Source organism: Pseudomonas fitomaticsae, assembly GCF_021018765.1.
Lineage (GTDB): Bacteria > Pseudomonadota > Gammaproteobacteria > Pseudomonadales > Pseudomonadaceae > Aquipseudomonas > Aquipseudomonas fitomaticsae.
On sequence record NZ_CP075567.1, the window covers coordinates 6,398,294 to 6,422,891 of the forward strand.

Here is a 24,598-nt window from a genome sequence, read left to right on the forward strand (position 1 = left end):
AGGAGCCCGCATGTCCGTTCAACTCGCCACTCAGGACCGCTGGCTGGATCTCAATGAGGTACTGCGTGAGCTGGTCGCCCAGGGTTTCATCTGCCAGGACTCGGCCGAGCAGGCGCTGAATGCCCGGCGCAGGCATGCCGCCCACGGCCAGAAGCACCCGCTGGAATTTATCGCCAGCCAGCAACTGGACGACCTCAGCCGTCCGGGCAAACACCTCGACCTGGAAAGCCTGACCCTGTGGCTGGCGCAGCAGGCCGGCCAGCCGTACCTGCGGATCGATCCGCTGAAGATCAACGTTGCCGCCATCACGCCGCTGATGTCCTATGCCTTTGCCCAGCGCCACAAGATCCTCGCGGTGTCGGTTGATCGCGATGCGGTGACCGTGGCCAGCGCTCAGCCCTACGTCAGCGGCTGGGAGGCGGATCTGACTCACGTCCTCAAATTGCCGATCAAACGGGTGGTGGCCAACCCGGCGGACATCCAGCGTTTCAGCGTCGAATTCTTCCGTCTCGCCAAATCGGTCAGCGGCGCCAGCAATGCCGATGCGCAGAGCGGCAACCTCGGCAACTTCGAACAACTGCTCAACCTCGGCGCCAGCGATCAGGAGCCCGACGCCAACGATGCGCACATCGTCAACATCGTCGACTGGCTGTTCCAGTACGCCTTCCAGCAGCGGGCCAGCGATATCCACATCGAACCCCGGCGCGAGCAAGGCACGGTGCGCTTTCGCATCGACGGCGTGCTGCACAACGTCTATCAGTTCCCGCCGCAGGTGACGATGGCCATCGTCAGCCGCCTGAAAAGCCTTGGCCGGATGAACGTCGCCGAGAAGCGCAAGCCCCAGGACGGCCGGGTCAAGACCAAGACCCCGGACGGCGGCGAGGTCGAGCTGCGGTTGTCGACCCTGCCCACCGCGTTCGGCGAAAAAATGGTGATGCGGATCTTCGACCCGGAAGTGCTGCTCAAGGATTTCGATCAGCTTGGCTTTTCCGCCGACGACCTGCGGCGCTGGCAGGACATGACCCGCCAGCCCAACGGCATCATCCTGGTCACTGGCCCGACCGGCTCCGGCAAGACCACGACGCTGTACACCACGCTGAAAAAGCTGGCGACTCCGGAGGTCAACCTCTGCACCATCGAGGACCCGATCGAGATGGTCGAACCGGCCTTCAACCAGATGCAGGTCCAGCACAACATCGACCTGACCTTCGCCGCCGGCGTGCGCGCGCTGATGCGGCAAGACCCGGACATCATCATGATCGGCGAGATCCGCGATCTGGAGACCGCCGAAATGGCGATTCAGGCGGCGTTGACCGGGCACCTGGTGCTCTCGACCCTTCACACCAACGACGCGCCGAGCGCCATCAGCCGTCTGCTGGAGCTCGGCGTGCCGCATTACCTGATCAAGGCCACCGTCCTCGGTGTCATGGCGCAACGGCTGGTGCGAACACTGTGCCCGCACTGCAAGGCGCCGCTGACTCTTGATGAAGAAGACTGGCAAACCCTGACCCGGCCGTGGCAGGCGCCGCTGCCGGGCAATGCGCAACGGGCCATCGGTTGCCTGGAGTGTCGCGACACCGGTTATCACGGGCGCGCCGGGGTCTACGAAATCATGCAACTGAGCGACAGCCTCAAGGCCTTGATCAGCCCCGACACCGATCTCACCGCGATCCGCCGACAGGCGTTCAAGGAAGGCATGCGCAGCCTGCGATTGTCCGGCGCGCAGAAGGTCGCGGCGGGGCTGACGACGCTTGAGGAAGTGTTGCGGGTGACACCACAGAGCGAGCAGAAATAAGTGCTCACGGAACCGGATCGGGGAAACGACGATCCAACCGGTTATTCAACACCAGTGGAGTCACCCAACATGCGTCTCAAACTTGCTGTCGCCACCCTTGCCCTGCTGTCTCTGCCCGTCGGTTCGGCAATGGCCGACAGCTTTTGGCGTAACGTCATTTCGTCCGGTGCCACCACCGGCTCGACCTACCTGACCTTCAAGGATCACAAACTGATCGTTGCCGCCCAGGACGATGCCGGCAGCTTCGTCGCCAGCGACGGCGGTATCCGTGGCCCGTACCTGGAAGCGGCGATGCAGAAAGTCCGCGCCGACAACCCGGGCCTGCAGGCCACGGACATGGAACTGGCGAACGCGATTCTGGCGAAGAACGCTGTAGCGTCGGAATAAGAGGCTCACAAAAAATGCCGCTCGAAATGAGCGGCATTTTTTTGCCCGCTGATCAGCGGTAATCGTCCACCGGCACACAGGCGCAAAACAGGTTGCGGTCGCCGTAGACGTTATCGACCCGGTTCACCACCGGCCAATATTTGTGCATTTTGGTGTGCGCATCCGGCGTGATGCCCTGCTCGATGCTGTACGGCCGCTCCCACACGCCGGTGATATCGGCCAGGGTGTGTGGCGCCCGTTTGAGCGGGTTGTCCTCGGCCGGCCAGTTGCCATTTTGTACCTCGGTGATTTCTGCGCGGATGCTCAGCATCGCGCCGATGAAACGATCCAGTTCGGCCTTGGACTCGCTCTCGGTCGGCTCGACCATCAGGGTGCCCGGCACCGGGAACGACATGGTCGGCGCGTGGAAACCGTAATCCATCAGGCGCTTGGCGACGTCTTCTTCGCTGATGCCAGTGGCAGCCTTGAGTGGCCGCAGATCCAGAATGCACTCATGGGCCACCCGCTCGTTGCGCCCTGTGTACAGAACGGGAAAGGCACCCGAGAGGTGCTGCGCCAGGTAATTTGCCGCGAGGATCGCCACTTCGCTGGCATCCGCCAGTTGCGGCCCCATCATCGCTATGTACATCCAGCTGATCGGCAGAATGCTCGCACTGCCCCAAGGTGCGGCGCTGACCGCACCGTTCTGCGGTTGCGGCCCGTCGATCGGGATCACCGGATGGTTGGCAACGAACGGCGCCAGATGCGCACGCACGCCAATCGGCCCCATGCCCGGCCCGCCTCCACCGTGGGGAATACAGAAGGTCTTGTGCAGGTTCATGTGTGACACGTCGGCGCCGATGTCCGCCGGCCGAGCCAGCCCGACCTGGGCATTAAGGTTGGCGCCGTCCATGTACACCTGGCCGCCGTGCTTGTGGATAACTTCGCAGATTTCGCTGATGCCTTCCTCGTATACGCCGTGGGTCGACGGGTAGGTCGCCATCAGGCACGACAATTTGCCCCCGGCCTCGGACGCCTTGGCTTTCAAATCCTCCAGATCGACGTTGCCGGCGTCGTCGCACTCGACGATCACCACGCGCATCCCGGCCATCTGCGCCGAGGCCGGGTTGGTGCCGTGGGCCGAGGAAGGAATCAGGCAGATATCCCGTCCGCCCTGCTGGCGACTCTCGTGGTATTTGCGGATCGCCAGCAGCCCGGCGTACTCGCCCTGGGCGCCGGAGTTGGGTTGCATGCAGATCGCATCGAACCCGGTGATCGCGCACAGCCAGCGCTCCAGTTCTTCGATCATCAGCGTGTAACCGACAGCCTGCTCCCGAGGCACAAACGGGTGCAGGTTGGCGAATTGCGGCCAGGTGATCGGGATCATTTCGCTGGTGGCGTTGAGCTTCATGGTGCAGGAACCCAGCGGGATCATCGACTGGTTGAGCGCCAGATCCTTGTTTTCCAGCTGCTTGAGGTAGCGCAGCATCTCGGTTTCGCTGTGGTGAGCATTGAACACCGGGTGACGCAGGTAAGGCGTACTGCGTTGCAGCGTGTCGGGAATGCCGGAGGTCAGCGTTTCGCTGTCGAGATCATCGACGCTCAACCCGTGATCGGCGCCCAGCAGCACATCGAACAGTCTGACCACGGTGTTTTCATCACAGGTCTCGTCGAGGCTCAGACCGAGTTGGCCACGACCGAGGATGCGCAGGTTGATCTGCGCGGCCCGGGCGCTTTCGATGATCGCGGTTTGCGCCCCGCCTACGTCCAGCGTGAGGGTGTCGAAGAAGTGTTGGTTGAGGCGCTGGATGCCATGGCGTTCGAGCCCGGCGGCGAGAATGCAGGTCAGCCGGTGCACGCGCTGGGCGATTCGTTTCAAACCTTCCGGGCCGTGGTAGACCGCATAGAAACTGGCGATGTTGGCCAGCAACACCTGGGCGGTGCAGATGTTCGAATTGGCCTTCTCCCGGCGAATATGCTGCTCTCGGGTTTGCAGCGCCATGCGCAACGCAACGTTGCCCCGGGCATCTTTCGACACGCCGATGATCCGCCCGGGAATCGCCCGTTTGTATTCCTCGCGACTGGCGAAAAACGCCGCGTGCGGGCCGCCGTAACCCACCGGCACGCCGAAGCGTTGGGATGAGCCGAACACCACATCGGCACCCAACTCGCCCGGCGGGGTCAGCAGCAACAGACTGAGCAGATCAGTCGCCACGCAGGCCAGCGCCTGCTGCGCGTGCAGGTGATCGATCAGCGGCCGCAGGTCACGGACTTCGCCGTGGGTGTCGGGGTATTGCAGCAGCGCGCCGAACACCTGGTGCTGCTTCAAGTTATCCACAGTGTCGACGATCAGCTCGAAGCCGAAGCCTTCGGCGCGGGTCTGCACCACGGAAATGGTCTGGGGATGACAGTTTTCGTCGACGAAGAACAGATTGCTTTTCGACTTCGCCACACGTTTGGCCAGGGCCATGGCTTCCGCAGCGGCGGTGGCTTCATCGAGCAGGGAAGCGTTGGCCAGTTCAAGACCGGTGAGGTCGATGGTCAATTGCTGAAAGTTGAGCAACGCTTCGAGCCGGCCCTGGGCGATTTCCGGTTGGTAGGGCGTGTAGGCGGTGTACCAGCCGGGATTTTCCAGCACGTTGCGCAGGATGACGGTCGGCGTCTGGGTGCCGTGGTAGCCCATGCCGATCAGGCTGGTCCAGACCTGGTTCTGCTCGGCATAACCGCGCAGCTTTGCCAGAGCCGCCTGTTCGTCCAGCGCTGGCGGCAGGTCCAGCTCGCGGTTGAGGCGAATGCCCGGCGGCACGGTCTGTTCGATCAGTTCGACCCGGCTGCCGAGGCCGAGGCTGTCGAGCATCGCCTGCTGCTCGGCGGCATCGGGGCCGAGGTGGCGGCGCAGAAAGGCATGGGGATCGCGTAACTGGCTCAGGGATGGCAACTGGGACATGACGGGCTCTCTCTTGGCTGGCGGCTCGGCGTCAATGCAACACGGTCAAACCAGCATAGCAGCCACCCCGACGGCAAAAGTCCCGGGCAGAAAAAAGCCCCGACGGGTCGGGGCTTTGGGGTCTCGCCTGCAGCTTATTCGCCGATGGCAGCCTTGTAGGCGGCAGCGTCGAGCAGCTTGTCCAGCTCGGCCTTGTCGGTTGGCTTGAGCTTGAAGATCCACGCGGCGTACGGATCGTTGTTCAGCTCTTCCGGCGAACCGGCCAGGTCTTCGTTGACGGCAATCACTTCGCCACCAACCGGGGAATAGATGTCGGAAGCAGCCTTGACCGATTCGACGACACCAGCGGTATCACCGGCAGCGAACACCTTGCCCACTTCGGCCAGCTCGACAAACACCACATCACCCAACGCTTCCTGGGCGTGATCACTGATGCCCACGGTGACGGAGCCGTCAGCTTCCAGACGCGCCCATTCATGACTTTCGGCAAAACGCAGTTCAGCTGGGATGTTGCTCATGCTCGGTGTCCTCAAGAAATTGTCAGCGGTCGTGCCCGCCGGAAAAGGTTCAGATCAAGGTTTTGCCGTGACGGACAAAGGTCGGTTTGACCACTCGTACCGGATACCACTTGCCACGGATTTCCACTTCGGCGCGGTCGGCAGTCGCTATCGGTACACGCGCCAGGGCAATCGACTTGCTAAGCGTAGGAGAGAAACTACCACTGGTGATCTCCCCTTCGCCAACATCAGCGATACGAACGACCTGATGGGCCCGCAAAACTCCGCGTTCCTCAAGCACCAGGCCGACCAGTTTGTGCTGCACACCGGCGGCTTTTTCCGCTTCCAGCGCATCGCGACCGATGAACCGGCGCGTGGCCGGTTCCCAGGCGATGCTCCAGGCCATGTTCGAGGCCAGTGGCGAAACGTCCTGGTGGATGTCCTGACCGTAAAGGTTCATGCCGGCTTCGACCCGCAACGTGTCGCGGGCGCCGAGGCCGATGGGGGAAATGCCGGCGCCCACCAGATCGTTGAAAAATCCGGGGGCCTGATCGGCCGGCAGGGCGATTTCCAGACCGTCCTCACCGGTGTAGCCGGTGCGCGCAATGAACCAGTCGCCGTCGACTTGGCCTTCGAAAGGCTTGAGCATCTGGATCAGGTTGGCGCGGGACTGGGTCACCAGCTCGGCAATCTTGTGCCGGGCATGGGGGCCTTGAATGGCGAGCATCGCCAGCTCGGCGCGTTCGTGCATTTGCACATCGAAGCTGCCCAGCTGTGCCTGCATCCAGGCCAGGTCCTGATCGCGGGTGGAGGCGTTGACCACCAGACGATAACCATCTTCGAGGCGATAGACGATCATGTCGTCGACGATGCCGCCGCGCTCGTTGAGCATGGTGCTGTACAACGCACGGCCTGGGCTGTGCAGGCGTTCGACGTCATTGGCCAGCAAATGCTGGAGCCAGGCCTTGGCCTGGGGGCCGCTGACATCGATCACGGTCATGTGGGAAACATCGAACACCCCGCAATCGCGGCGCACCTCATGGTGCTCCTCGACCTGCGAGCCGTAATGCAGGGGCATGTCCCAACCGCCAAAATCGACCATCTTCGCACCGAGGGCGAGATGCAGGTCATACAGAGGCGTACGCTGTCCCATGGGTTTCTCCTTCCGGGCGTGGCGAAGGTGCGGAGCGCTGCTGCACGGATCAAAAAGCCCTGTAAAAAGGGGCTTTCAGCCGATTTCAGCGACAGGATCTGTCAGACGGACCGCACCGAATGCCGCGCATTGTAGCCGCATGATTCAGGACTGACGACTAAGTGTTTCTGTGCGCCGAGCGCCGGATCAAACCGATAACCGGCAACAGGCCGACCAATACCAGGGTCAGCGCCGGCAACGACGCCCTCGCCCATTCGCCTTCGCTGGTCATTTCGAAGATCCGCACCGCCAGCGTATCCCAGCCAAACGGGCGCATCAGCAGGGTCGCGGGCATTTCCTTGAGCACATCGACGAACACCAGCAACGCGGCGCTGAGCGTGCCGGGCAGCAACAGCGGCAGATACACTTTGAAAAACAGTCGCGGCCCACTGACACCCAGGCTACGTGCCGCTTCAGGCAAAGAGGGCCGTATACGCGCCAGACTGCTTTCCAGCGGTCCATAGGCCACCGCCACGAACCGCACCAGATACGCCAGCAGCAACGCCGCCAGACTGCCCAGCAGCAACGGTTTGCCCGCACCGCCGAGCCAGCCGGACAGCGGAATCACCAGCTCCCGGTCCAGATAACTGAACGCGAGCATGATCGACACCGCCAGCACCGAACCCGGCAAGGCATAACCGAGATTGGCCAGACCGACTGCGGAGTTGATCGTCCGGGTGGGCGCCAGACGTCGGGCGAACGCCAGCAACATCGCCACGCTGACCGTGATCAACGCCGCCATGCCGCCCAGATACAGCGTATGGAGAATCAGCCCGGCGTAGCGCTCATCCAGATCGAATCGCCCGCGCTGCCAGAACCACACCACTAGTTGCAGCACCGGAATGACAAACGCGCAGGCGAACACCAGACCGCACCAGCCGGTCGCCGCCCAGGCCTTGGGCCCACGAAGGTGATACAGCGCCTTGACCCGTGGTCGCTCGTTGCTCGCCCGGTTGGCACCCCGCGCGCGACGTTCGCCGTACAGCACCAACATCACCACCAGCAGCAACAGGCTGGCGAGTTGTGCGGCGCTGGGGAGGCTGAAGAAGCCGTACCAGGTCTTGTAGATCGCGGTGGTGAAGGTGTCGAAGTTGAACACCGAGACTGCGCCGAAATCCGCCAGGGTTTCCATCAGTGCCAGCGCCACGCCGGCACCGATAGCCGGCCGCGCCATCGGTAATGCCACACGCCAAAATGCTTGCCACGGCGACTGGCCGAGCACTCGCGCGGCTTCCATCAACCCCTTGCCCTGCGCGAGAAATGCGGTGCGCGCCAGCAGGTAGACGTAGGGATAAAACACCAGCACCAACACCAGAATCACCCCGCCGGTGGAGCGCACTCGCGGCAGGCGCAGGCCGGTGCCGAACCATTCGCGCAGCAGGGTTTGCACGGGGCCTGCGAAGTCCAGCAGGCCGACGAAGACGAACGCCAGCACGTAGGCCGGGATGGCAAACGGCAGCATCAACGCCCAGTCGAGCCAGCGTCGACCTGGGAATTCGCAGAGGCTGGTGAGCCAGGCGAGGCTTACGCCCAACAGGGTCACGCCGATGCCGACGCCGAGGACCAGCGTCAGGGTGTTGCCCAGCAGACGCGGCATCTGGGTTTCCCACAGGTGCGACCAGATCTGTTGATCGATGGTTTGCCATGAGAGCAGGAGCACGCTGAGGGGGAGCAGCACCAACGCGGCGACGGCGAAGACGATGGGGTACCAGCGGCGTTGGGCGGGGTGGGCCACTTTGGGGTCTCTGAGGGATTCTGTGGTGTTATTGAGCTGAGTGTTTCAAGTGGGGATTGCTGCCCTCACCCTAGCCCTCTCCCGGAGGGAGAGGGGACTGACCCTGTTGTTCTTGCGGGCTACGTCGACCTGAGACATCGAGCCGAACTTCGGTTTTGAAAGCCATGGAGATCGGCTCCCTCTCCCTCCGGGAGAGGGCTGGGGTGAGGGCAGCGGTTTCATAAACGGTGCTGCCAGGAATGACTCAGTTCCAACCCGCCCGATCCATCATCCGGATCGCTTCAGCCTGACGCTTGCCCGCCACTTCAACCGGCAGCGTATCAGCCACGAACTCCCCCCACGCCGCCACTTCTTCCGAAGGCTTCACCGCCGGATTCGCCGGGAACTCCTGGTTCACATCGGCAAAGATTTTCTGCGCTTCAGGCGTGGTCATCCACTCGACCAAAGCCTTGGCCGCCTCCGGATGCGGCGCATGCTTGGTCAGACCGATGCCCGACAGATTGACGTGCACACCGCGATCAGCCTGATTCGGCCAGAACAGTTTCACCGGCAGTTCCGGCTTCTGCTTGTGCAGGCGGCCGTAGTAGTAAGTGTTGACGATGCCGACGTCGCACTGGCCGGCGTTGATCGCTTCCAGCACCGCGACGTCGTCGGAGAACACGTCGGTGGACAGGTTGTTGACCCAGCCCTTGAGGATCTTCTCGGTCTTCTCGGCGCCGTGGACTTCGATCATGGTGGCGGTCAGCGACTGGTTGTAGACCTTCTTCGCCGTGCGCAGGCACAGGCGACCTTCCCAGTTCTTGTCGGCCAGCGCTTCGTAGGTGGTCAGCTCGCCCGGTTTCACGCGCTCGGTGGAGTAGGCGATGGTCCGCGCGCGCAGGCTCAGGCCGGTCCAGGCGTGGCTGGACGAGCGATATTGCAGGGGAATGTTGGCGTCGATGGTTTTCGAAGTGAACGGCTGAAGAATGCCCATCTGCTCGGCCTGCCAGAGGTTACCGGCATCGACGGTCAGCAGCAGGTCGGCGGTGGCGTTCTCGCCCTCGGCCTTGATCCGCTGCATCAGCGGCGCTTCCTTGTCGGTGATGAACTTGATCTTGACGCCGGTCTTGGCGGTGTAGGCATCGAACACCGGCTTGATCAGCTCATCGATACGCGAGGAGTAGACCACCACCTCGTCGGCGGCCTGGGCGGCAGTGCTGCCGATCAGGGTCAGGGCCAGTGCGGTCAGAAGACGCTGGGGTACCAACATGGGAGCGGTCTCTCGGTCGGGAAAAGTGGCCCAAATGATAAGGACTCACATTTACGAGCTCAATCGAACACTTTCCCAAGGAGTTACCAGATGTTGCACGACATAGGCGGTGCCTGATCTGACGCCTTCGCGGGCAAGCCCGCTCCCACAGGGTTCCAGGGTGTACTCAAATTTGAATTTCACACTGACCACTGTGGGAGCGGGCTTGCTCCGGGCGGCGATCCGACGAAAGGGCCCTCAGTCCCAACGGAGAATTAAGGTTTAGCCAGGACGGGAAGGTCCCCGGTCAGACCCAATGCTTCGCGCACGAACAACGCCTTGGCCTCGGGCATCTGCTCGACGATTTTCAGCCCGGTATTACGCAACCAGCGCAGCGGCAACGGGTCGGCCTGGAACAACCGCTCGAAGCCTTCCATCGCCGCCATCAGTGCCAGATTGTGCGGCATGCGCCGACGTTCGTAGCGGCTCAGGACTTTCACGTCCGCCAGACGTTCGCCGCGCTCGTTGGCCTGCAACAACACTTCGGCCAGCACGGCGGCATCGAGGAAGCCGAGGTTCACGCCCTGCCCCGCCAACGGGTGAATGGTGTGCGCGGCATCGCCGATCAACGCCAGGCCTTCGGCCACGTAACGCTTGGCGTGGCGTTGACGCAGCGGCACGCACAGACGCGGGTCGGCGCTGATGACGTCGCCGAGGCAGCCTTCGAACGCGCGCTCCAGCTCACGGCAGAAGTCCGCTTCATCCAGCGCCATCAGCCGTTCGGCTTCGCTCGGCGTGGTCGACCAGACGATCGAGCACCAGTCCTGCTGACCATCACGTTCCAGCGGCAAAAACGCCAGCGGCCCGTGATCGGTGAAACGCTGCCAGGCGGTCATGCGATGCGGTTTGCTGCTGCGCACGCTGGTGACGATGGCGTGATGCAGATAATCCCACTCGCGAGTGGCGACACCGGTCAGACGGCGCACGGCGGAATTGGCGCCGTCCGCCGCGATCACCAGCGGCGCGCGCAAGGTGCGGCCGTCGGCCAGGGTCAGCAGCCAGTCGTCACCGGAACGGCGCATCTGCTCCAGCCGCGCGTTGGCCAGCAGGCCCATATCGCAATCGTGCAGACGGTCGAGCAAGGCATCCTGAACCACGCGGTTTTCGACGATGTGGCCGAGAACATCGGCGTGTACGCTGCTGGCCGAGAAGTGAATCTGCCCGGTGCCGCTGCCGTCCCAGACGTGCATGTCGGTGTAAGGGCTGCTGCGTCGGTTGACGATACCGTCCCACACGCCGAGGCGATCGAGGATCCGCTGACTGGCCGCCGACAGCGCGCTGACTCGCGGCTCGAACGGCGCGTCGCGATCGAAGGGTTTGACGCTCAGCGGGCTGCCGTCGAGCAGCAGGACTTCCAGCCCGCTGCCCTGCAACGCCAGTGCCAGGGCACTGCCGACCATTCCGGCTCCGACAATCAGCACATCCGCGCGCATTTCCATGCTTTAAGCCTGTCTCGCTGGCGGCTTGAGCCGCACGTAAAGGGTTTTACCGACCCGCGCCACCAGGTTGCCGGCGCCGTCATGAATGTCGACCTGCAACTGCGGCAGGTATTTCTCGCCACTGGCGGTCTGCCGACGGATCTCGTCGAGCAGGGTGTCGTCGATGTTGAACCGGGCGAACACCGGACCTTTGCCCGGTGATATGAAATCGATGTCGGCGGCCTTGTCCCAGACGATGTACCGCGAGCCGAGATTCTCCATGAGCATCAACATGAAGAACGGGTCGACCATCGAATACAGACTGCCGCCGAACTGGGTGCCGACGTAATTGCGGTTATACCAGCCCAGACCCATCGAGACCTGAATGTCACGAAAGTCATCGCTGATGTGCTGCACCCGGACACCGGCGCCGAAATACGGCGGGTAGAACGTCATGATCCAGCGCATCAGCCGCGCCTTGCCAAACTGTTGGATCAGCCACTCACGCATCCGGCCGCGTCCCCAGCCCCATGGCCTGACGGGCGAACCAGCGTTTGGCCGGCGGCAGCAGATCGAGGCCGAGCAGGCCGATGTTGCGCCCCAGCGACACCAGCGGCTGGGTGCTGCCGAACAGGCGCGTGACCTGATCGGAGAAACCGACGGTGAGGTCCTGATCGAGACGCTGACGCTCGCGATAGGCCTGCAGCGTGGCGAAATCCCCCAGCGGTTTGTCGCTGGCCAGCAACGCGGCGGCCAACGCATCGGCATCGCGCAGGGACAGGTTGAAACCCTGCCCGGCAATCGGGTGCAGGCTGTGGGCGGCGTTGCCAAGGACGGCCAGATGCGAACGCACCTGCTCTTCGGCCTCCACCAGCGACAGCGGATACAGATGCCGCGCGCCGACCTGTTTCAGAGTGCCGAGGCGGTAACCGAACACGCCTTGCAGCTCGCTGAGGAAATCCCGCTCGCTCAGATCCGCCAGACGTTGCGCGTCCATACCCAGACGGGTCCAGACCAGCGCGCAGCGGTTTTCCGGCAGCGGCAGCAGCGCCATCGGGCCTTCGTCGGTGAAGCGCTCGAAGGCCATGCCGTTGTGCGCTTCGCTCGGGGTGATGTTGGCGATCAGCGCGCTCTGGTTGTACGGACGCTTGCGCACGTTGATGCCCAACTGTTCGCGCAGACCGGAACGGCCGCCATCGGCGAGCACCGCCAGATCGCATTCAATCGTGGTTTCATCGTTGAGGGTCAGGCGGTAGCCGTCCGGCAACGGTTCCATGCGGCTGACTTCTGCCGGGCAACGCCAGCTGATCACGTCTTTGTCGAGGTGCTGCCACAGGCACTGGCCGAGCCAGGCGTTTTCCACTACGTAACCGAGGGCCGGAACGCCCTCTTCCATCGCCGACAGGCGGGCGGTGGAGAAGCGTCCACGGTCGGACACGTGAATCTGCTTGATCGGCTCGGCGCGGCGGGAGATCTCCTGCCACACGCCCAGCCGCTGATAAATCTGTCGCGAGCCAAAGGACAGCGCCGACGAACGTGCGTCGTAGCTCGGCTGCCAGCTGTCACCGGGGGCGAACGGTTCGATCAGCACGATCTTCCAGCCACGGGCCTTGGCCCCGGCCTGCAAGGCCAACGCCAGACTGGCGCCGACCAGACCGCCACCGATGATTGCCAGATTGACCCGACTCATGCCGCGCAGGTCCGTGCTTGCGCCATCAGGGCTTCGATCTCGGCGACGGTTTTCGGCACGCCACCCGTCAGGATTTCACAACCGCTTTTGGTCACTACCACGTCGTCCTCGATGCGCACGCCAATGCCGCGCCACTTCTTCGCTACGTTCTGATTGTCCGGGGCGATATAGATGCCCGGCTCCACGGTCAGCGCCATGCCGACTTCCAGCACCCGCCATTCGCCGCCGACCTTGTATTCGCCGACGTCATGCACATCCATCCCGAGCCAGTGGCCGGCGCGGTGCATGTAAAACGCCTTGTAGGCCTCGGAGGCGATCAACTCGTCCACCTCGCCCTGCAACAATCCCAGCTTCACCAGCCCGGTGGTGATGACCCGAACCGTGGCTTCGTGCGCCTGGTTCCAGTGCTTGTTCGGAGCGATTTCGGCGAATGCCGCTTCCTGCGAAGCCAGCACCAGTTCGTAGATCGCTTTCTGTTCAGCGGAAAACTTGCCGTTGACCGGCCAGGTGCGGGTGATGTCGCTGGCGTAGCAGTCGATCTCGCATCCGGCGTCGATCAGCACCAGATCGCCGTCCTTGAGCAGCGCGTCATTCTGCTGGTAATGCAGGATGCAGCTGTTGCGCCCGGCAGCGACGATCGAACCGTAGGCCGGCATTTTCGCCCCGCCCTTGCGGAACTCGTAATCGAGCTCGGCTTCGAGGCTGTATTCGTACAGCCCGGCTCGGCTGGCCTGCATCGCCCGGATATGGGCCTGGGCGGAAATCCGTGCCGCTTCGCGCATCACCTTCACTTCTGCCGCCGATTTATACAGGCGCATGTCGTGCAGCAGGTGATCCAGGGCAACGAATTCGTTCGGTGGCTGGGCGCCGAGGTGCGCCTTGGAGCGGATCACGTTGATCCAGTCCATCAGGTGGCGGTCGAATTCCGGGTTGCTGCCCATGGCCGAATACACTCGGTCGCGGCCTTCGATCAGGCCCGGCAGGATGTCGTCGATGTCGGTGATGGGGAAGGCGTCGTCGGCGCCGAAATCGCGGATCGCGCCTTCCTGGCCGGCGCGCAGGCCGTCCCAGAGCTCGCGTTCAGCGTTGCGTTCACGGCAGAACAGTACGTATTCGCCGTGTTCGCGACCGGGCATCAGAACGATGACCGCCTGCGGCTCGGGGAAACCGCTGAGGTACTGGAAATCGCTGTCCTGACGATAGACATGCTCGACGTCGCGGTTGCGAATGGCGACCGCGGCGGCAGGCAGGATCGCGATGCTGTTGGGTTCCATCTGCGCCATCAGCGCCTTGCGGCGCCGGGCGTATTCCGCTTTCGGGATATGGATCATGGGCAGATGGTTTTCCCTGGCACGCGATCAGTGCAGCGACGGCTTGGCCGCTGGCGGCACGTCGGCCTTTTTGGTTTCGGAGAACAGCAGCAGCGGAGCGACACGCAGGTACTCCATGACTTCCATATAATCGCTTTCGCCGTCTTCGGATTCTTCCAGTGCGTCTTGCACCTGGGAGATCGCTGCCAGATCCTGCAACACTTCAGTGGCTTCGGTGCTCAGCATGCTGCTGTCGCGGCAGTTCAGGCCGAAACCGGTGAGGAAGCCCTGGCACCATTCACCCAGCGCGGCAGCGCGCTCGGCCAGTGGCGCGTCATCGTTGGGCAGCAGCAGAACCACGGTGACGTCGTCGCCGGTGAGTTCGCTCTTGACCATCTCCTGCAGACCGATCAACGCGGCGCGAACGTTGTCCTGCGGCTCGCTTTCGAGCAGTTCGGCAGCATCGATCAGCCATTCCTCTGCGGTGAAGCCGGCACCGGCGCAACTGCGGCCCAGCAACAGGCCGTGCAGTTCGGCAGGCGAAACGGAATGACCGCTGGAGTTCAGCAGGGTGGCAAAGCCTTGGTACGGGGAATTCTGAATGGGCATGGGCAGCTAGGCGCCAGACGGCGCTATGTCTAGAATGAAGGCCTTGTATCCTACATCGACAGACTCGCCAAGACCATTAAAGGCTGTCCGCCAGCCAAACCCATCAGACCGAATCAGTGGACACAATGGAAGACACCGACCTGCAAGCGCTGATGGCCAGACTCGAACTGCTGATTACCCGAGTCGAGCAACTAAAGAGTCAAAATGCACTCTTACTTGCTCAGGAAAAGACCTGGCGCGAGGAACGCGCGCACCTCATTGAAAAAAACGAAATCGCCCGGCGTAAGGTCGAATCGATGATTTCGCGCCTCAAGGCCCTGGAGCAAGACTCATGAGTTCAAGCAATAGCGTTACCGTGCAGATCCTCGACAAAGAGTATTCGATCATCTGTCCCCAGGAAGAGCGCAGCAATCTGATCAGCGCCGCCCGCTACCTGGACGGCAAGATGCGCGAGATCCGCAGCAGCGGCAAAGTCATCGGCGCCGACCGCATCGCCGTGATGGCCGCGTTGAACATCACCCACGATCTCTTGCACAAAGAAGAGCGCCCGGACATCCAGGCCAGTGGCTCGACCCGTGAACAGGTGCGTGACTTGCTCGATCGTGTCGATCTGGTGCTGGCCGACGATCCGGACATCAGCAAGGGCTGATTCGCCAGGCCGCTTGAGTTATACTCGCCGCACTCCCTGGGGTGCTTGCCAGTTGACGATGTCCCTGAGCCGATTTGCACTACCCTGGGGGTTGCACGTTGGGCTGGTGTGCATGTCCGCCAGACGGAAAGCCTTAAAGCCTACTGCATCCTCCACCTTGAACTCTCGGGTTCAAGGGCTAAGTCGACAGCGGCTCATCCGGGGAGCCTGATTCGAATCCGATGCCGGTGCATGCCGGCATCGGATTTTTTATGCGTACGTTTTCGTCCCACCCTGCCGAAGCCGAACCATGACCGAACCCGCGTTGCTGCCCCGCCCCCAACTGCGCCGCCTGCTGCGCAAGGCCCGCCGCTCGCTGACGCGAAGCGAACAACGCCAGGCCGCCGAAGGCCTGTACAAGCAACTGGCGCAAGACCCGCACTTTCGCCGGGCGAAACATATTTCCCTGTACCTGCCCACCGACGGTGAAATCGACCCGCGCCTGTTGCTGCGCGCCGCCCAGCGACGGGGCAAGAAAACCTACCTGCCGGTGCTCAGTGCCTGGCCGCGGACCAAAATGGTCTTCCAGCAGATCCGCCCCGGCGAAAAACTCAAACCCAACCGCTTCCGCATTCTTGAGCCGCGCGCCAATCTCGCCCGTCAGCGCAAGGTCTGGGCGCTGGATCTGGTGTTGTTGCCACTGGTGGGATTCGACGATGTCGGCGGGCGCCTGGGCATGGGCGGCGGATTCTACGACCGCAGTCTGGCGTACCTGGCCCGACGTCAGAACTGGCGCAAGCCGACGCTGTTGGGCCTGGCCCATGAATGTCAGAAAGTCGAACGTCTCGCGCAAGCGAGCTGGGATGTACCGTTGCAGGGAACGGTGACAGACAAGGCGTGGTATTTCGCGGGATAGACGCCGCGCGGATCAGCGGCGTCGAAAAGGCAGTTTCAGCGCTTGAAGGCTGTCGACTGTTGTACTTGTTGCGCTACTTCAATCGGTGCATCGGCCTTGTTGGCCCACAGACTTTGCGCATAACCGGTGGTCACGACGCCCAGACCGAACAAAATCACCAAAGTCCACAGCAAATCCGGTTTGCGTTTCATCGATTGCCCCCCTCAAGGCACATCATCACGATGACAGCAGCGGTTTCCATTCGTAGGCCGTGCAGCAGCGTCAAGCTTTAAAGGCCGGCATTTTGCGACAACGTGAACCGCCGCGCAAATGCTGACGTCAACCGACCGTCGGTTTGTCATAAAATTGCCCGACAACCTGCCCAATGACCGCTTGAGGAGCACACACCATGGCCTACTGGCTGATGAAATCCGAGCCCGACGAGCTCTCGATCAAGGGCCTGGAAAAGCTCGGCAAAGCGCGCTGGGACGGGGTTCGCAACTATCAGGCACGCAATTTCCTGCGGGCCATGGCGGTGGGGGACGAGTTCTTTTTCTATCACTCAAGCTGCCCGGAGCCGGGCATTGCCGGAATCGGCAGGATCATCGAGGCCGCGTACCCGGATCCCACCGCACTGGAACCGGAAAGCCATTACTTCGACCCCAAAGCCACACCGGAGAAAAACGCCTGGAGCGCGATTGATGTCGCCCATGTCGAGACGTTTGCCCGGGTGTTGAAGCTGGATTATCTGAAGCAGCAGACCGCGCTGGCCGAGATGCCACTGGTGCAGAAAGGTTCGCGACTGTCGGTGATGCCGGTGACGGCCGAGCAGTGGGCGGCGGTGATGGCGCTCAAACCCTGAATCAACATTCGCCTGACAGAATGCAATCGCTGGCAAGCCAGCTCTCACAGGTATTTCTGGTGGTCACAAATTATGTGTTCACTAAAAATCCCTGTGGGAGCTGCGGTGCGACGATTCGACTTGCCAGCGATGAGGCCCGCCCGGACAACGAATGCCTTACTGGATGATCAGGTTGTTGAACAACAGATCTTCAACCACCGGCTTGCCGGTCTCGTCATTCATCACTTGCTGGGTCTGTTTCAAGGCTTCCTGACGCAGTTTTTCCTTGCCTTCGATGCTGCCCATCGCATCGGTGGTCTGCTGAGTGAACAGCGCCACCAGTTGGTTACGGATCAGCGGCTCGTTGGCCTTGACCAGCTTGGTCGCCTCTTCACCGGTCACCCGCAGTGCCACGTCGGCCTTGTAGACCTTGAGTTTCGGGGTGCCATCGAGCCCGTAGTTGCCCACAAACGGCGGGCTCAGGGTGATGTAGTTGACCTTCGGCGCCTCGCCTTCTTTGGCCTCTTCGGCCAGCGCTGCCACAGGCAGAGACAGGGCCAGCAACAACATGATCCACGCTTTCACAATTCGCTCCTTATCCGGTTTGCGGCCTAGCATAACGACCCGCCGCGCAAGCACAAGCTTATGGCGGACTATCAGGGCCGGGCATGCTCGTTGACCCGTTGACTGCCACACCTACACTTATCGGCCATCACTCCCAAAGGAATAGCCCTGATGAAAGCCGTGCTGTGCAAAGCCTTCGGCCCTGCCGAATCGCTGGTGCTGGAAGACGTCGCCAGTCCTGTCACCAAGAAGAACGAAATCCTGCTGGACGTGCACGCCGCCGGGGTCAACTTCCCGGACACGCTGATCATCGAGGGCAAGTACCAGTTCAAGCCGCCCTTCCCGTTTTCCCCAGGTGGCGAAGCCTCCGGCGTGGTCAGCGAAGTGGGTGAAAAGGTCAGCCACTTGAAGGTCGGCGACCGGGTCATGGCCCTGACCGGCTGGGGCAGCTTCGCCGAGCAGGTCGCGGTGCCAGGCTACAACGTGCTGCCGATCCCGCCGTCGATGGATTTCAACACCGCCGCCGCCTTCAGCATGACCTACGGCACGTCGATGCACGCCCTCAAGCAGCGCGGCAACCTGCAACCGGGTGAAACCCTGCTGGTACTCGGCGCTTCCGGCGGCGTTGGCCTGGCCGCCGTGGAAATCGGCAAAGCCATGGGCGCCCGGGTCATTGCCGCCGCCAGCAGCGCGGAAAAACTCGCCGTGGCCAAGGCTGCCGGTGCCGATGAACTGATCAACTACAGCGAAACCAGCCTCAAGGACGAGATCAAGCGCCTGACCGACGGCCAGGGCGCCGACGTGATATATGACCCGGTCGGCGGCGACCTGTTCGACCAGGCCATCCGCGCCATCGCCTGGAACGGCCGCCTGCTGGTGGTCGGTTTTGCCAGCGGCCGCATTCCCGAACTGCCGGTCAACCTCGCCCTGCTCAAGGGCGCGGCGGTGCTCGGCGTGTTCTGGGGCTCCTTCGCCCAGCGCCAGCCGCAGGACAACGCGGCGAACTTCCAGCAACTGTTCGGCTGGTTTGCCGAGGGCAAGCTGAAACCGCTGGTGTCGCAGGTCTATCCGCTGGGCAATGCCGCGCAGGCGATCAATGATCTCGCGCAGCGCAAGGCTGTCGGGAAAGTCGTGGTGCAAGTGCGCTGAGCTGATCGGGCGACCCGGATTGATGGCAACTTCCGGGTCGCCCTTCAGAGCACTCCAGCCCTACATCAAACTGCGAATGTCCTCCGGCAACAGACTCATGTACGTCCGGACCGGACTGTCACGGCATCCCCTGACAATCATCGGAATCCGCTTGTTCAGTCTGGCGATCATCTCGAGGCGCTGTTCGTCCGGCAGCTGCGCTTTGTGGAAGACATTGGAAAGGTAGGCCCTGGTGTGAACGAACACCTTGGTATCGATCCACGACTGTTCCGCAATGTTGCCGAGGTATTCGTTCAGGGTGCGGCACTTCAACGCTTTCAGTTGTCGGTTGATGTGGATGGGTTGATCCAGATCCAGCCTGAATACCATCGGCGCAAGGACTCGCCTCTCTGCCGGTTTGTCGCCCTCGACGATCCATGGTTTGAAACGCCACTGCTCGACAGCCGCCCTGACCGCTTCGATCAGCTCCGGATGGCTGTTTGGCGCGAAGCTGATCCGGTCGACTGAACCGTCAGCATGGACAGTGAACTCGGCGCCCACTTCACCGACAACGCCAGCCCTGAAAAGCCCCAGCGGATAGACCGGCCTCGGGTTGTTTTCCGGAATCAGCAGCACCTCTGACGCCCACGCACCTCCCGATACCATCAGCAAAATCAGCAACACACACCACCGCATGAGCCCTCCCCCCTTTCACCGCACGAGTGCCCGATTGGCACCGTCAAAAGGGTAGAACCCGACGGCCTGAAACAGAACGCCGCGCCTTCTGCATTGTTCGCAGGACATTTCCCAAACCTGCGCCCTACAAGACCCTGAAACCCGACGGGAAGATGCCGAAGTAACCTTTCCCACAACGCCCCGCACTTATATCTGAGCGACATGTTCATAAAGGAACGCGCGACTTCCAACATTTCCGCTGTTTTGCCGATGGGAAGCGGTGCTATTTTCGGTAACGAAACTGTAACATTCGCATCCGCAGTCAAAACAAGAAATCTGGAGCTCTTGAATGTTTGCTTTCTTTCGTCCTGCCGCACATCAGGCTCCATTGCCTGAAGAAAAAATCGACAGCACCTACCGACGCCTGCGTTGGCAGATCTTCGCCGGCATCTTCTTTGGCTATGCGGGTTATTACCTGCTGCGCAAGAACTTCTCGCTGGCCATGCCGTACCTGATCGACGAAGGCTACAGCCGTGGCGATCTGGGCCTGGCGATGTCGGCCATCGCCATCGCCTACGGTCTGTCCAAGTTCCTCATGGGCCTGGTGTCCGACCGCTCCAACCCGCGTTATTTCCTGCCGTTCGGCCTGCTGGTATCGGCCGGGGTGATGTTCATTTTCGGTTTCGCGCCTTGGGCAACCTCCAGCGTGACCATGATGTTCATCCTGCTGTTCATCAACGGCTGGGCTCAGGGCATGGGCTGGCCGCCGAGCGGACGCACGATGGTGCATTGGTGGTCACAGAAGGAACGTGGCGGCGTGGTGTCGGTGTGGAACGTGGCGCATAACGTCGGCGGCGGCCTGATCGGCCCGCTGTTCCTGATCGGCATGGGCCTGTTCAATGACTGGCACGCTGCGTTCTACGTCCCGGCCGCTGTGGCTCTGGCTGTAGCGGTGTTCGCTTTCGTGACCATGCGCGACACCCCGCAGTCGGTCGGTCTGCCGCCGATCGAGAAGTACAAGAACGACTACCCGGAAGGCTACGACGCCAGCCACGAAGACGAATTCAGCGCCAAGGAAATCTTCGTCAAATACGTGCTGCGCAACAAAATGCTCTGGTACATCGCCATGGCCAACGTCTTCGTTTACCTGCTGCGCTACGGCGTGCTGGACTGGGCACCGACCTACCTGAAGGAAGCCAAGGGTTTCACCGTGGATAAAACCTCGTGGGCCTATTTCTTCTACGAGTGGGCAGGGATTCCGGGCACGCTGCTGTGCGGCTGGATGTCGGACAAGATCTTCCGTGGCAACCGTGGCCTGACCGGCATGGTGTTCATGGCACTGGTGACCGTGGCAACCCTGGTGTACTGGCTGAACCCCGCCGGCAACCCGACCGTCGACATGATCGCGCTGTTCTCCATCGGCTTCCTGATCTACGGCCCGGTCATGCTGATCGGCCTGCAGGCACTGGAACTGGCGCCGAAGAAAGCCGCCGGCACTGCCGCAGGCTTCACCGGTCTGTTCGGCTATCTGGGTGGTTCGGTCGCGGCCAGTGCAGCAATGGGCTACACCGTGGACCACTTCGGCTGGGATGGCGGTTTCGTGCTGCTGGTGGGCGCTTGCCTGCTGTCGATGGCCTTCCTGGCCCCGACCCTGTGGCACAAGCAAGTCGCCAGTCAGAGCCGCGAAGCAGTCGCTTGATCGGCTTTTGACTTACAGCGCTTGAGCCGCGCCTCCAGATTCCGGTCTGGCATGGCGTGGCTGCGCAGGGCGTGGGCGGTCTGCTCGACATAATCGCGAGTGGTGCCGTAACGCCCGCAAGCGCTTTCAAACACCTGGCTCAGCACATGATCCGGCAAGTTGCCGGCATAGCTGGGCAGGTGTCGCTCCAATACGAATCCCAAGGCCTGAACCTGGCTGCCATCTTCGAGTCGGCAGTTGAGCCAGTGTGGCCGATAGGACGGGAACGGCATCTCGCGTTTCCACAACGCATACAGCGCGCTGTCCAGATTGTCTTCCGGCAACCGGTAGGCGAAGCCGCTGCACGAACCGCCACGATCCAGACCAAAGACCAGACCCGGCATTTCCGGCGTGCCGCGATGCTCGTGGGACCACAGGTACAAACCACGATGGTAGCCATGCACGCGCCCGCGCACCCGCTCGACGGCGGAGCATTCCGGCCGCCAGATCAGCGAACCGTAGGCGAACAGCCACACCGGCCCGCCCTTGTGGCGCGCCATGGTCGATTGCATGGAAGCGAGAAGTTGTTCGTGCGTCAGCTGCGGCCCAAGATCGAGCCGCGGAGGGTAAGCCAGGTTCAGAAAAGCGTTTTCAATGGCGCTCATGGCGAATAGCGTTCAGCTCCCCGCGGGTGAAGAATTACTTAATAGAACGCACCGCTGTAACAATAAGGCACATATGTTTTAAGGCAATTTGAGTGCCATGGCACAGTTCTTAATTGATTGCCTGATTGATATATAACCTACCGGCATTTATGTAATTACATAAATACCGATCAGCTATATGGAGAGTTATAACGAACTCAAGAACGGGGCTCAAGAGTGCGGCTCAAGAGCGCGGCGCGTATGCAAACACATCCGCACGCATTTGATGGGCATCCATCCCCGCTTCCACCAGCGCATCCAGCGTGCCGTAGACCATGGCCGGCGAGCCGCTGGCGTAGACGTGCAGCGGTTTCAGATCGGGGAAATCTTCGCAGACCGCTTCATGCAACATGCCGCAGCGCCCTTCCCAGCCGCACTGATCACTGACGACTTTGTGCAGGAACAGATTGGGCAACTTCAGCCATTCGTCCCAATGTTCGATTTCGTAGAAATCTTCCGGACGACGCACGCCCCAGTACAAGTGCACCGGATGCTTGAAGCCATTGGCCCGGCAATGTTCGATCAGGCTGTGGATCTGGCCCATGCCGGTGCCGGCGGCGATCAGCACCAGCGGCCCGTCCGGCAGTTCGGCCAGATGGGTGTCGCCGAACGGCAGCTCGACCCGCACCATCGGGTTGCGCGTGAGCTGATCGATCAGGCTCAGCGCACTGGATTCGCGCGCCAGCACATGGATTTCCAGATCGCGCCCGCCGTGGGGCGCCGAGGCCATGGAGAACGCCGACTTCTCGCCGTTCTCGCGCTCGATCATCAGATATTGGCCAGCGTGGTAGCGCGGCGGCTTGCCGGCCGGTGCCCGCAGGCGCACACGAAAGGTATCGCCACCGACGTCCCGGCATTCGATGACCTGACACGACACGCTGCGCACAGGCAGTTCTCCCAGCGCGAGCACGCCATCCCACAGCACGATGCAGTCTTCCAGCGGCTCCGCTATGCAAGTGTAGAACTCGCCGTGGTCGTGCACCTTGCCGGCCTGTTCGACCCGGCCTTCCACCAGCAGCGCCGCACACACGTGGCAATTGCCGTTGCGGCAGCTTTGCGGGCATTCGTAGCCCAGGCGCCGCGCACCATCGAGAATCCGCTCTCCGGGCTGTATCTCGAGCACCGCTCCGGAGGGCTGCAGGGTTACACGCATCAATCTATTCCTAACTGATTCCAGATGGCATCGATCCGTTGGGTGACGGCATCATCCTTGACGATGACGCGGCCCCACTCGCGAGTGGTTTCGCCCGGCCACTTGTGGGTGGCGTCCAGGCCCATCTTCGAGCCGAGCCCCGACACCGGCGAGGCGAAGTCGAGGTAGTCGATCGGCGTGTTGTCGATCATCACCGTGTCGCGCTTGGGGTCCATGCGCGTGGTGATGGCCCAGATCACGTCGTTCCAGTCCCGAGCGTTGATGTCGTCGTCGGTGACGATAACGAACTTGGTGTACATGAACTGTCGCAAAAACGACCAGACACCCAGCATCACGCGCTTGGCATGCCCCGGATACGACTTCTTCATCGTCACCACGGCCATGCGGTACGAGCAGCCTTCCGGCGGCAGGTAGAAGTCGGTGATCTCCGGGAACTGCTTTTGCAGGATCGGCACGAACACTTCATTCAGCGCCACGCCGAGAATCGCCGGCTCATCCGGCGGACGGCCGGTGTAGGTGCTGTGGTAAATCGGTTTGATCCGGTGGGTGATGCGCTCGACGGTGAACACCGGGAAGCTGTCGACTTCGTTGTAATAACCGGTGTGGTCGCCGTACGGGCCTTCATCGGCCATCTCGCCGGGATGGATCACGCCTTCAAGGATGATTTCGGCAGTGGCCGGCACTTGCAGGTCGTTGCCACGGCACTTCACCAGTTCCGTGCGGCTGTCGCGCAGCAGACCGGCGAAGGCATATTCAGAGAGGCTGTCCGGCACCGGAGTAACGGCGCCGAGAATGGTCGCCGGATCCGCGCCAAGGGCCACGGACACCGGGAACGGCTGGCCCGGGTGCTTCTCGCACCACTCACGGAAATCCAGCGCGCCGCCACGGTGGCTGAGCCAGCGCATGATGACCTTGTTGCGACCGATCACTTGCTGACGGTAGATGCCAAGGTTCTGCCGATCCTTGTTCGGACCTTTGGTGACCGTCAGGCCCCAAGTGATCAGCGGCGCCACGTCGCCCGGCCAGCAGGTCTGCACCGGCAGCATCGCCAGATCGACGTCATCACCTTCGATGACCACTTCCTGGCACGGCGCGTCTTTGACGACTTTCGGCGCCATCGCGATGATCTTGCGGAAGATCGGCAGCTTCGACCACGCGTCTTTCAAGCCCTTCGGTGGCTCCGGCTCCTTGAGGAACGCCAGCAGCTTGCCGATTTCGCGCAGCTCGCTGACCGACTCGGCGCCCATGCCCATGGCGACCCGCTCGGGAGTACCGAACAGGTTGCCGAGCACCGGGATGTCGTAACCGGTCGGTTTCTCGAACAGCAGCGCCGGCCCCTTGGCCCGCAGCGTGCGGTCGCACACCTCGGTCATTTCCAGCACCGGCGAGACGGGAATCTGGATGCGTTTCAACTCTCCGCGCTGCTCAAGCTGCTGCACGAAATCCCGAAGATCCTTGAATTTCATTGACGATGGCACCCTCAAA

At 62.1% G+C, this 24,598-nt stretch carries 24 protein-coding genes and 1 other RNA gene; 9 read left to right on the top strand and 16 right to left on the bottom strand.

Annotation, left to right across the window (positions count from 1 at the left end; translation table 11 throughout):
* Positions 1-10 precede the first annotated feature (10 nt).
* Together KJY40_RS29115 and KJY40_RS29120 are read left to right on the top strand one after the other, a co-directional pair.
* Positions 11-1,795 carry a GspE/PulE family protein gene (locus tag KJY40_RS29115; RefSeq protein WP_085606000.1) on the top strand — a complete coding sequence of 595 codons (1,785 nt, stop codon included), beginning with the start codon at positions 11-13 and terminating at the stop codon, positions 1,793-1,795.
* A gap of 69 nt (positions 1,796-1,864) precedes the next feature.
* Positions 1,865-2,182 (top strand): DUF2388 domain-containing protein, encoded by a 318-nt coding sequence (locus KJY40_RS29120; RefSeq protein ID WP_007951791.1) that lies wholly within the window; start codon positions 1,865-1,867, stop codon positions 2,180-2,182.
* 52 nt (positions 2,183-2,234) lie between these two features.
* On the opposite strand, the gene gcvP is transcribed toward KJY40_RS29120, so the two are convergent.
* From gcvP to KJY40_RS29170, 10 genes are all read right to left on the bottom strand, one after another.
* The gene (gene gcvP, locus KJY40_RS29125) at positions 2,235-5,108 is read right to left on the bottom strand and encodes an aminomethyl-transferring glycine dehydrogenase (protein ID WP_230734120.1); all 2,874 of its coding nucleotides are present in this window, start codon (positions 5,106-5,108) and stop codon (positions 2,235-2,237) included.
* A gap of 134 nt (positions 5,109-5,242) precedes the next feature.
* Positions 5,243-5,626: a glycine cleavage system protein GcvH gene (gene gcvH / locus KJY40_RS29130; protein WP_230734122.1), complete on the bottom strand. Its 384-nt coding sequence runs from the start codon at positions 5,624-5,626 to the stop codon at positions 5,243-5,245.
* A gap of 49 nt (positions 5,627-5,675) precedes the next feature.
* Entirely contained in the window at positions 5,676-6,758 is a 1,083-nt protein-coding gene (gcvT, locus tag KJY40_RS29135) for a glycine cleavage system aminomethyltransferase GcvT (RefSeq protein WP_230734124.1), read from the bottom strand.
* Positions 6,759-6,915: 157 nt separating this feature from the next.
* Entirely contained in the window at positions 6,916-8,532 is a 1,617-nt protein-coding gene (locus KJY40_RS29140) for an ABC transporter permease (protein ID WP_230734126.1), read from the bottom strand.
* A gap of 244 nt (positions 8,533-8,776) precedes the next feature.
* Entirely contained in the window at positions 8,777-9,781 is a 1,005-nt protein-coding gene (locus KJY40_RS29145) for an extracellular solute-binding protein (protein ID WP_230734129.1), read from the bottom strand.
* Between the two features lie 254 nt (positions 9,782-10,035).
* A complete protein-coding gene (locus KJY40_RS29150; RefSeq protein ID WP_230737778.1) occupies positions 10,036-11,253 on the bottom strand; it encodes a 2-octaprenyl-3-methyl-6-methoxy-1,4-benzoquinol hydroxylase in 1,218 nt (405 codons plus the stop codon).
* 9 nt (positions 11,254-11,262) lie between these two features.
* Positions 11,263-11,748: a DUF4442 domain-containing protein gene (locus KJY40_RS29155; RefSeq protein ID WP_230734131.1), complete on the bottom strand. Its 486-nt coding sequence runs from the start codon at positions 11,746-11,748 to the stop codon at positions 11,263-11,265.
* Positions 11,741-12,928 (bottom strand): 2-octaprenyl-6-methoxyphenyl hydroxylase, encoded by a 1,188-nt coding sequence (ubiH, locus tag KJY40_RS29160; protein ID WP_230734133.1) that lies wholly within the window; start codon positions 12,926-12,928, stop codon positions 11,741-11,743. Before ubiH ends, KJY40_RS29155 begins: the two co-directional genes overlap by 8 nt.
* Positions 12,925-14,259: a Xaa-Pro aminopeptidase gene (gene pepP, locus KJY40_RS29165; RefSeq protein WP_039765352.1), complete on the bottom strand. Its 1,335-nt coding sequence runs from the start codon at positions 14,257-14,259 to the stop codon at positions 12,925-12,927. Before pepP ends, ubiH begins: the two co-directional genes overlap by 4 nt.
* A gap of 27 nt (positions 14,260-14,286) precedes the next feature.
* Positions 14,287-14,847: a YecA/YgfB family protein gene (locus KJY40_RS29170; protein WP_230734134.1), complete on the bottom strand. Its 561-nt coding sequence runs from the start codon at positions 14,845-14,847 to the stop codon at positions 14,287-14,289.
* A gap of 125 nt (positions 14,848-14,972) precedes the next feature.
* Between KJY40_RS29170 and KJY40_RS29175 the strand changes: the two genes are divergently transcribed.
* From KJY40_RS29175 to KJY40_RS29190, 4 genes are all read left to right on the top strand, one after another.
* On the top strand, positions 14,973-15,182 hold the full coding sequence (locus KJY40_RS29175) for a TIGR02449 family protein (protein ID WP_007940359.1): 210 nt from the start codon (positions 14,973-14,975) through the stop codon (positions 15,180-15,182).
* A complete protein-coding gene (locus KJY40_RS29180) occupies positions 15,179-15,496 on the top strand; it encodes a cell division protein ZapA (protein ID WP_007951811.1) in 318 nt (105 codons plus the stop codon). Before KJY40_RS29175 ends, KJY40_RS29180 begins: the two co-directional genes overlap by 4 nt.
* Before the next feature lie 30 nt (positions 15,497-15,526).
* A non-coding RNA gene (gene ssrS / locus KJY40_RS29185) (6S RNA) lies at positions 15,527-15,705 on the top strand.
* A gap of 80 nt (positions 15,706-15,785) precedes the next feature.
* On the top strand, positions 15,786-16,391 hold the full coding sequence (locus KJY40_RS29190) for a 5-formyltetrahydrofolate cyclo-ligase (RefSeq protein WP_007951812.1): 606 nt from the start codon (positions 15,786-15,788) through the stop codon (positions 16,389-16,391).
* Positions 16,392-16,426: 35 nt separating this feature from the next.
* Here the strand turns inward: KJY40_RS29190 and KJY40_RS29195 are convergent, their stop codons facing one another.
* Entirely contained in the window at positions 16,427-16,582 is a 156-nt protein-coding gene (locus tag KJY40_RS29195; RefSeq protein ID WP_007911192.1) for a hypothetical protein, read from the bottom strand.
* A 197-nt stretch (positions 16,583-16,779) separates the two neighbouring features.
* Between KJY40_RS29195 and KJY40_RS29200 the strand changes: the two genes are divergently transcribed.
* Entirely contained in the window at positions 16,780-17,232 is a 453-nt protein-coding gene (locus KJY40_RS29200; protein WP_230734136.1) for an EVE domain-containing protein, read from the top strand.
* 156 nt (positions 17,233-17,388) lie between these two features.
* Here KJY40_RS29200 and KJY40_RS29205 read toward each other — a convergent pair whose 3' ends face one another.
* A complete protein-coding gene (locus tag KJY40_RS29205; protein ID WP_007951814.1) occupies positions 17,389-17,796 on the bottom strand; it encodes a flagellar basal body-associated protein FliL in 408 nt (135 codons plus the stop codon).
* Between the two features lie 150 nt (positions 17,797-17,946).
* Here KJY40_RS29205 and KJY40_RS29210 point away from each other — a divergent pair, with 150 nt between their 5' ends.
* Positions 17,947-18,924 (top strand): NADPH:quinone oxidoreductase family protein, encoded by a 978-nt coding sequence (locus KJY40_RS29210; RefSeq protein ID WP_230734138.1) that lies wholly within the window; start codon positions 17,947-17,949, stop codon positions 18,922-18,924.
* 60 nt (positions 18,925-18,984) lie between these two features.
* Here the strand turns inward: KJY40_RS29210 and KJY40_RS29215 are convergent, their stop codons facing one another.
* Complete coding sequence (locus tag KJY40_RS29215) at positions 18,985-19,599, bottom strand: energy transducer TonB (RefSeq protein ID WP_230734140.1); 615 nt, start codon at positions 19,597-19,599, stop codon at positions 18,985-18,987.
* 328 nt (positions 19,600-19,927) lie between these two features.
* On the opposite strand from KJY40_RS29215, the gene glpT reads away from it, so the two are divergent.
* Positions 19,928-21,277: a glycerol-3-phosphate transporter gene (glpT, locus tag KJY40_RS29220; protein ID WP_007951819.1), complete on the top strand. Its 1,350-nt coding sequence runs from the start codon at positions 19,928-19,930 to the stop codon at positions 21,275-21,277.
* Here glpT and KJY40_RS29225 read toward each other — a convergent pair.
* From KJY40_RS29225 to ubiD, 3 genes are all read right to left on the bottom strand, one after another.
* The gene (locus tag KJY40_RS29225) at positions 21,253-21,921 is read right to left on the bottom strand and encodes a gamma-glutamylcyclotransferase (protein ID WP_007951821.1); all 669 of its coding nucleotides are present in this window, start codon (positions 21,919-21,921) and stop codon (positions 21,253-21,255) included. The genes glpT and KJY40_RS29225 overlap by 25 nt on opposite strands.
* Positions 21,922-22,144: 223 nt before the next feature.
* Positions 22,145-23,113 (bottom strand): CDP-6-deoxy-delta-3,4-glucoseen reductase, encoded by a 969-nt coding sequence (locus KJY40_RS29230; protein WP_007951822.1) that lies wholly within the window; start codon positions 23,111-23,113, stop codon positions 22,145-22,147.
* Positions 23,113-24,579, bottom strand: a complete 1,467-nt coding sequence (gene ubiD / locus KJY40_RS29235) for a 4-hydroxy-3-polyprenylbenzoate decarboxylase (RefSeq protein ID WP_007951823.1) — start codon at positions 24,577-24,579, stop codon at positions 23,113-23,115. The genes KJY40_RS29230 and ubiD overlap by 1 nt, the downstream gene beginning before the upstream one ends.
* Positions 24,580-24,598: the final 19 nt, after the last annotated feature.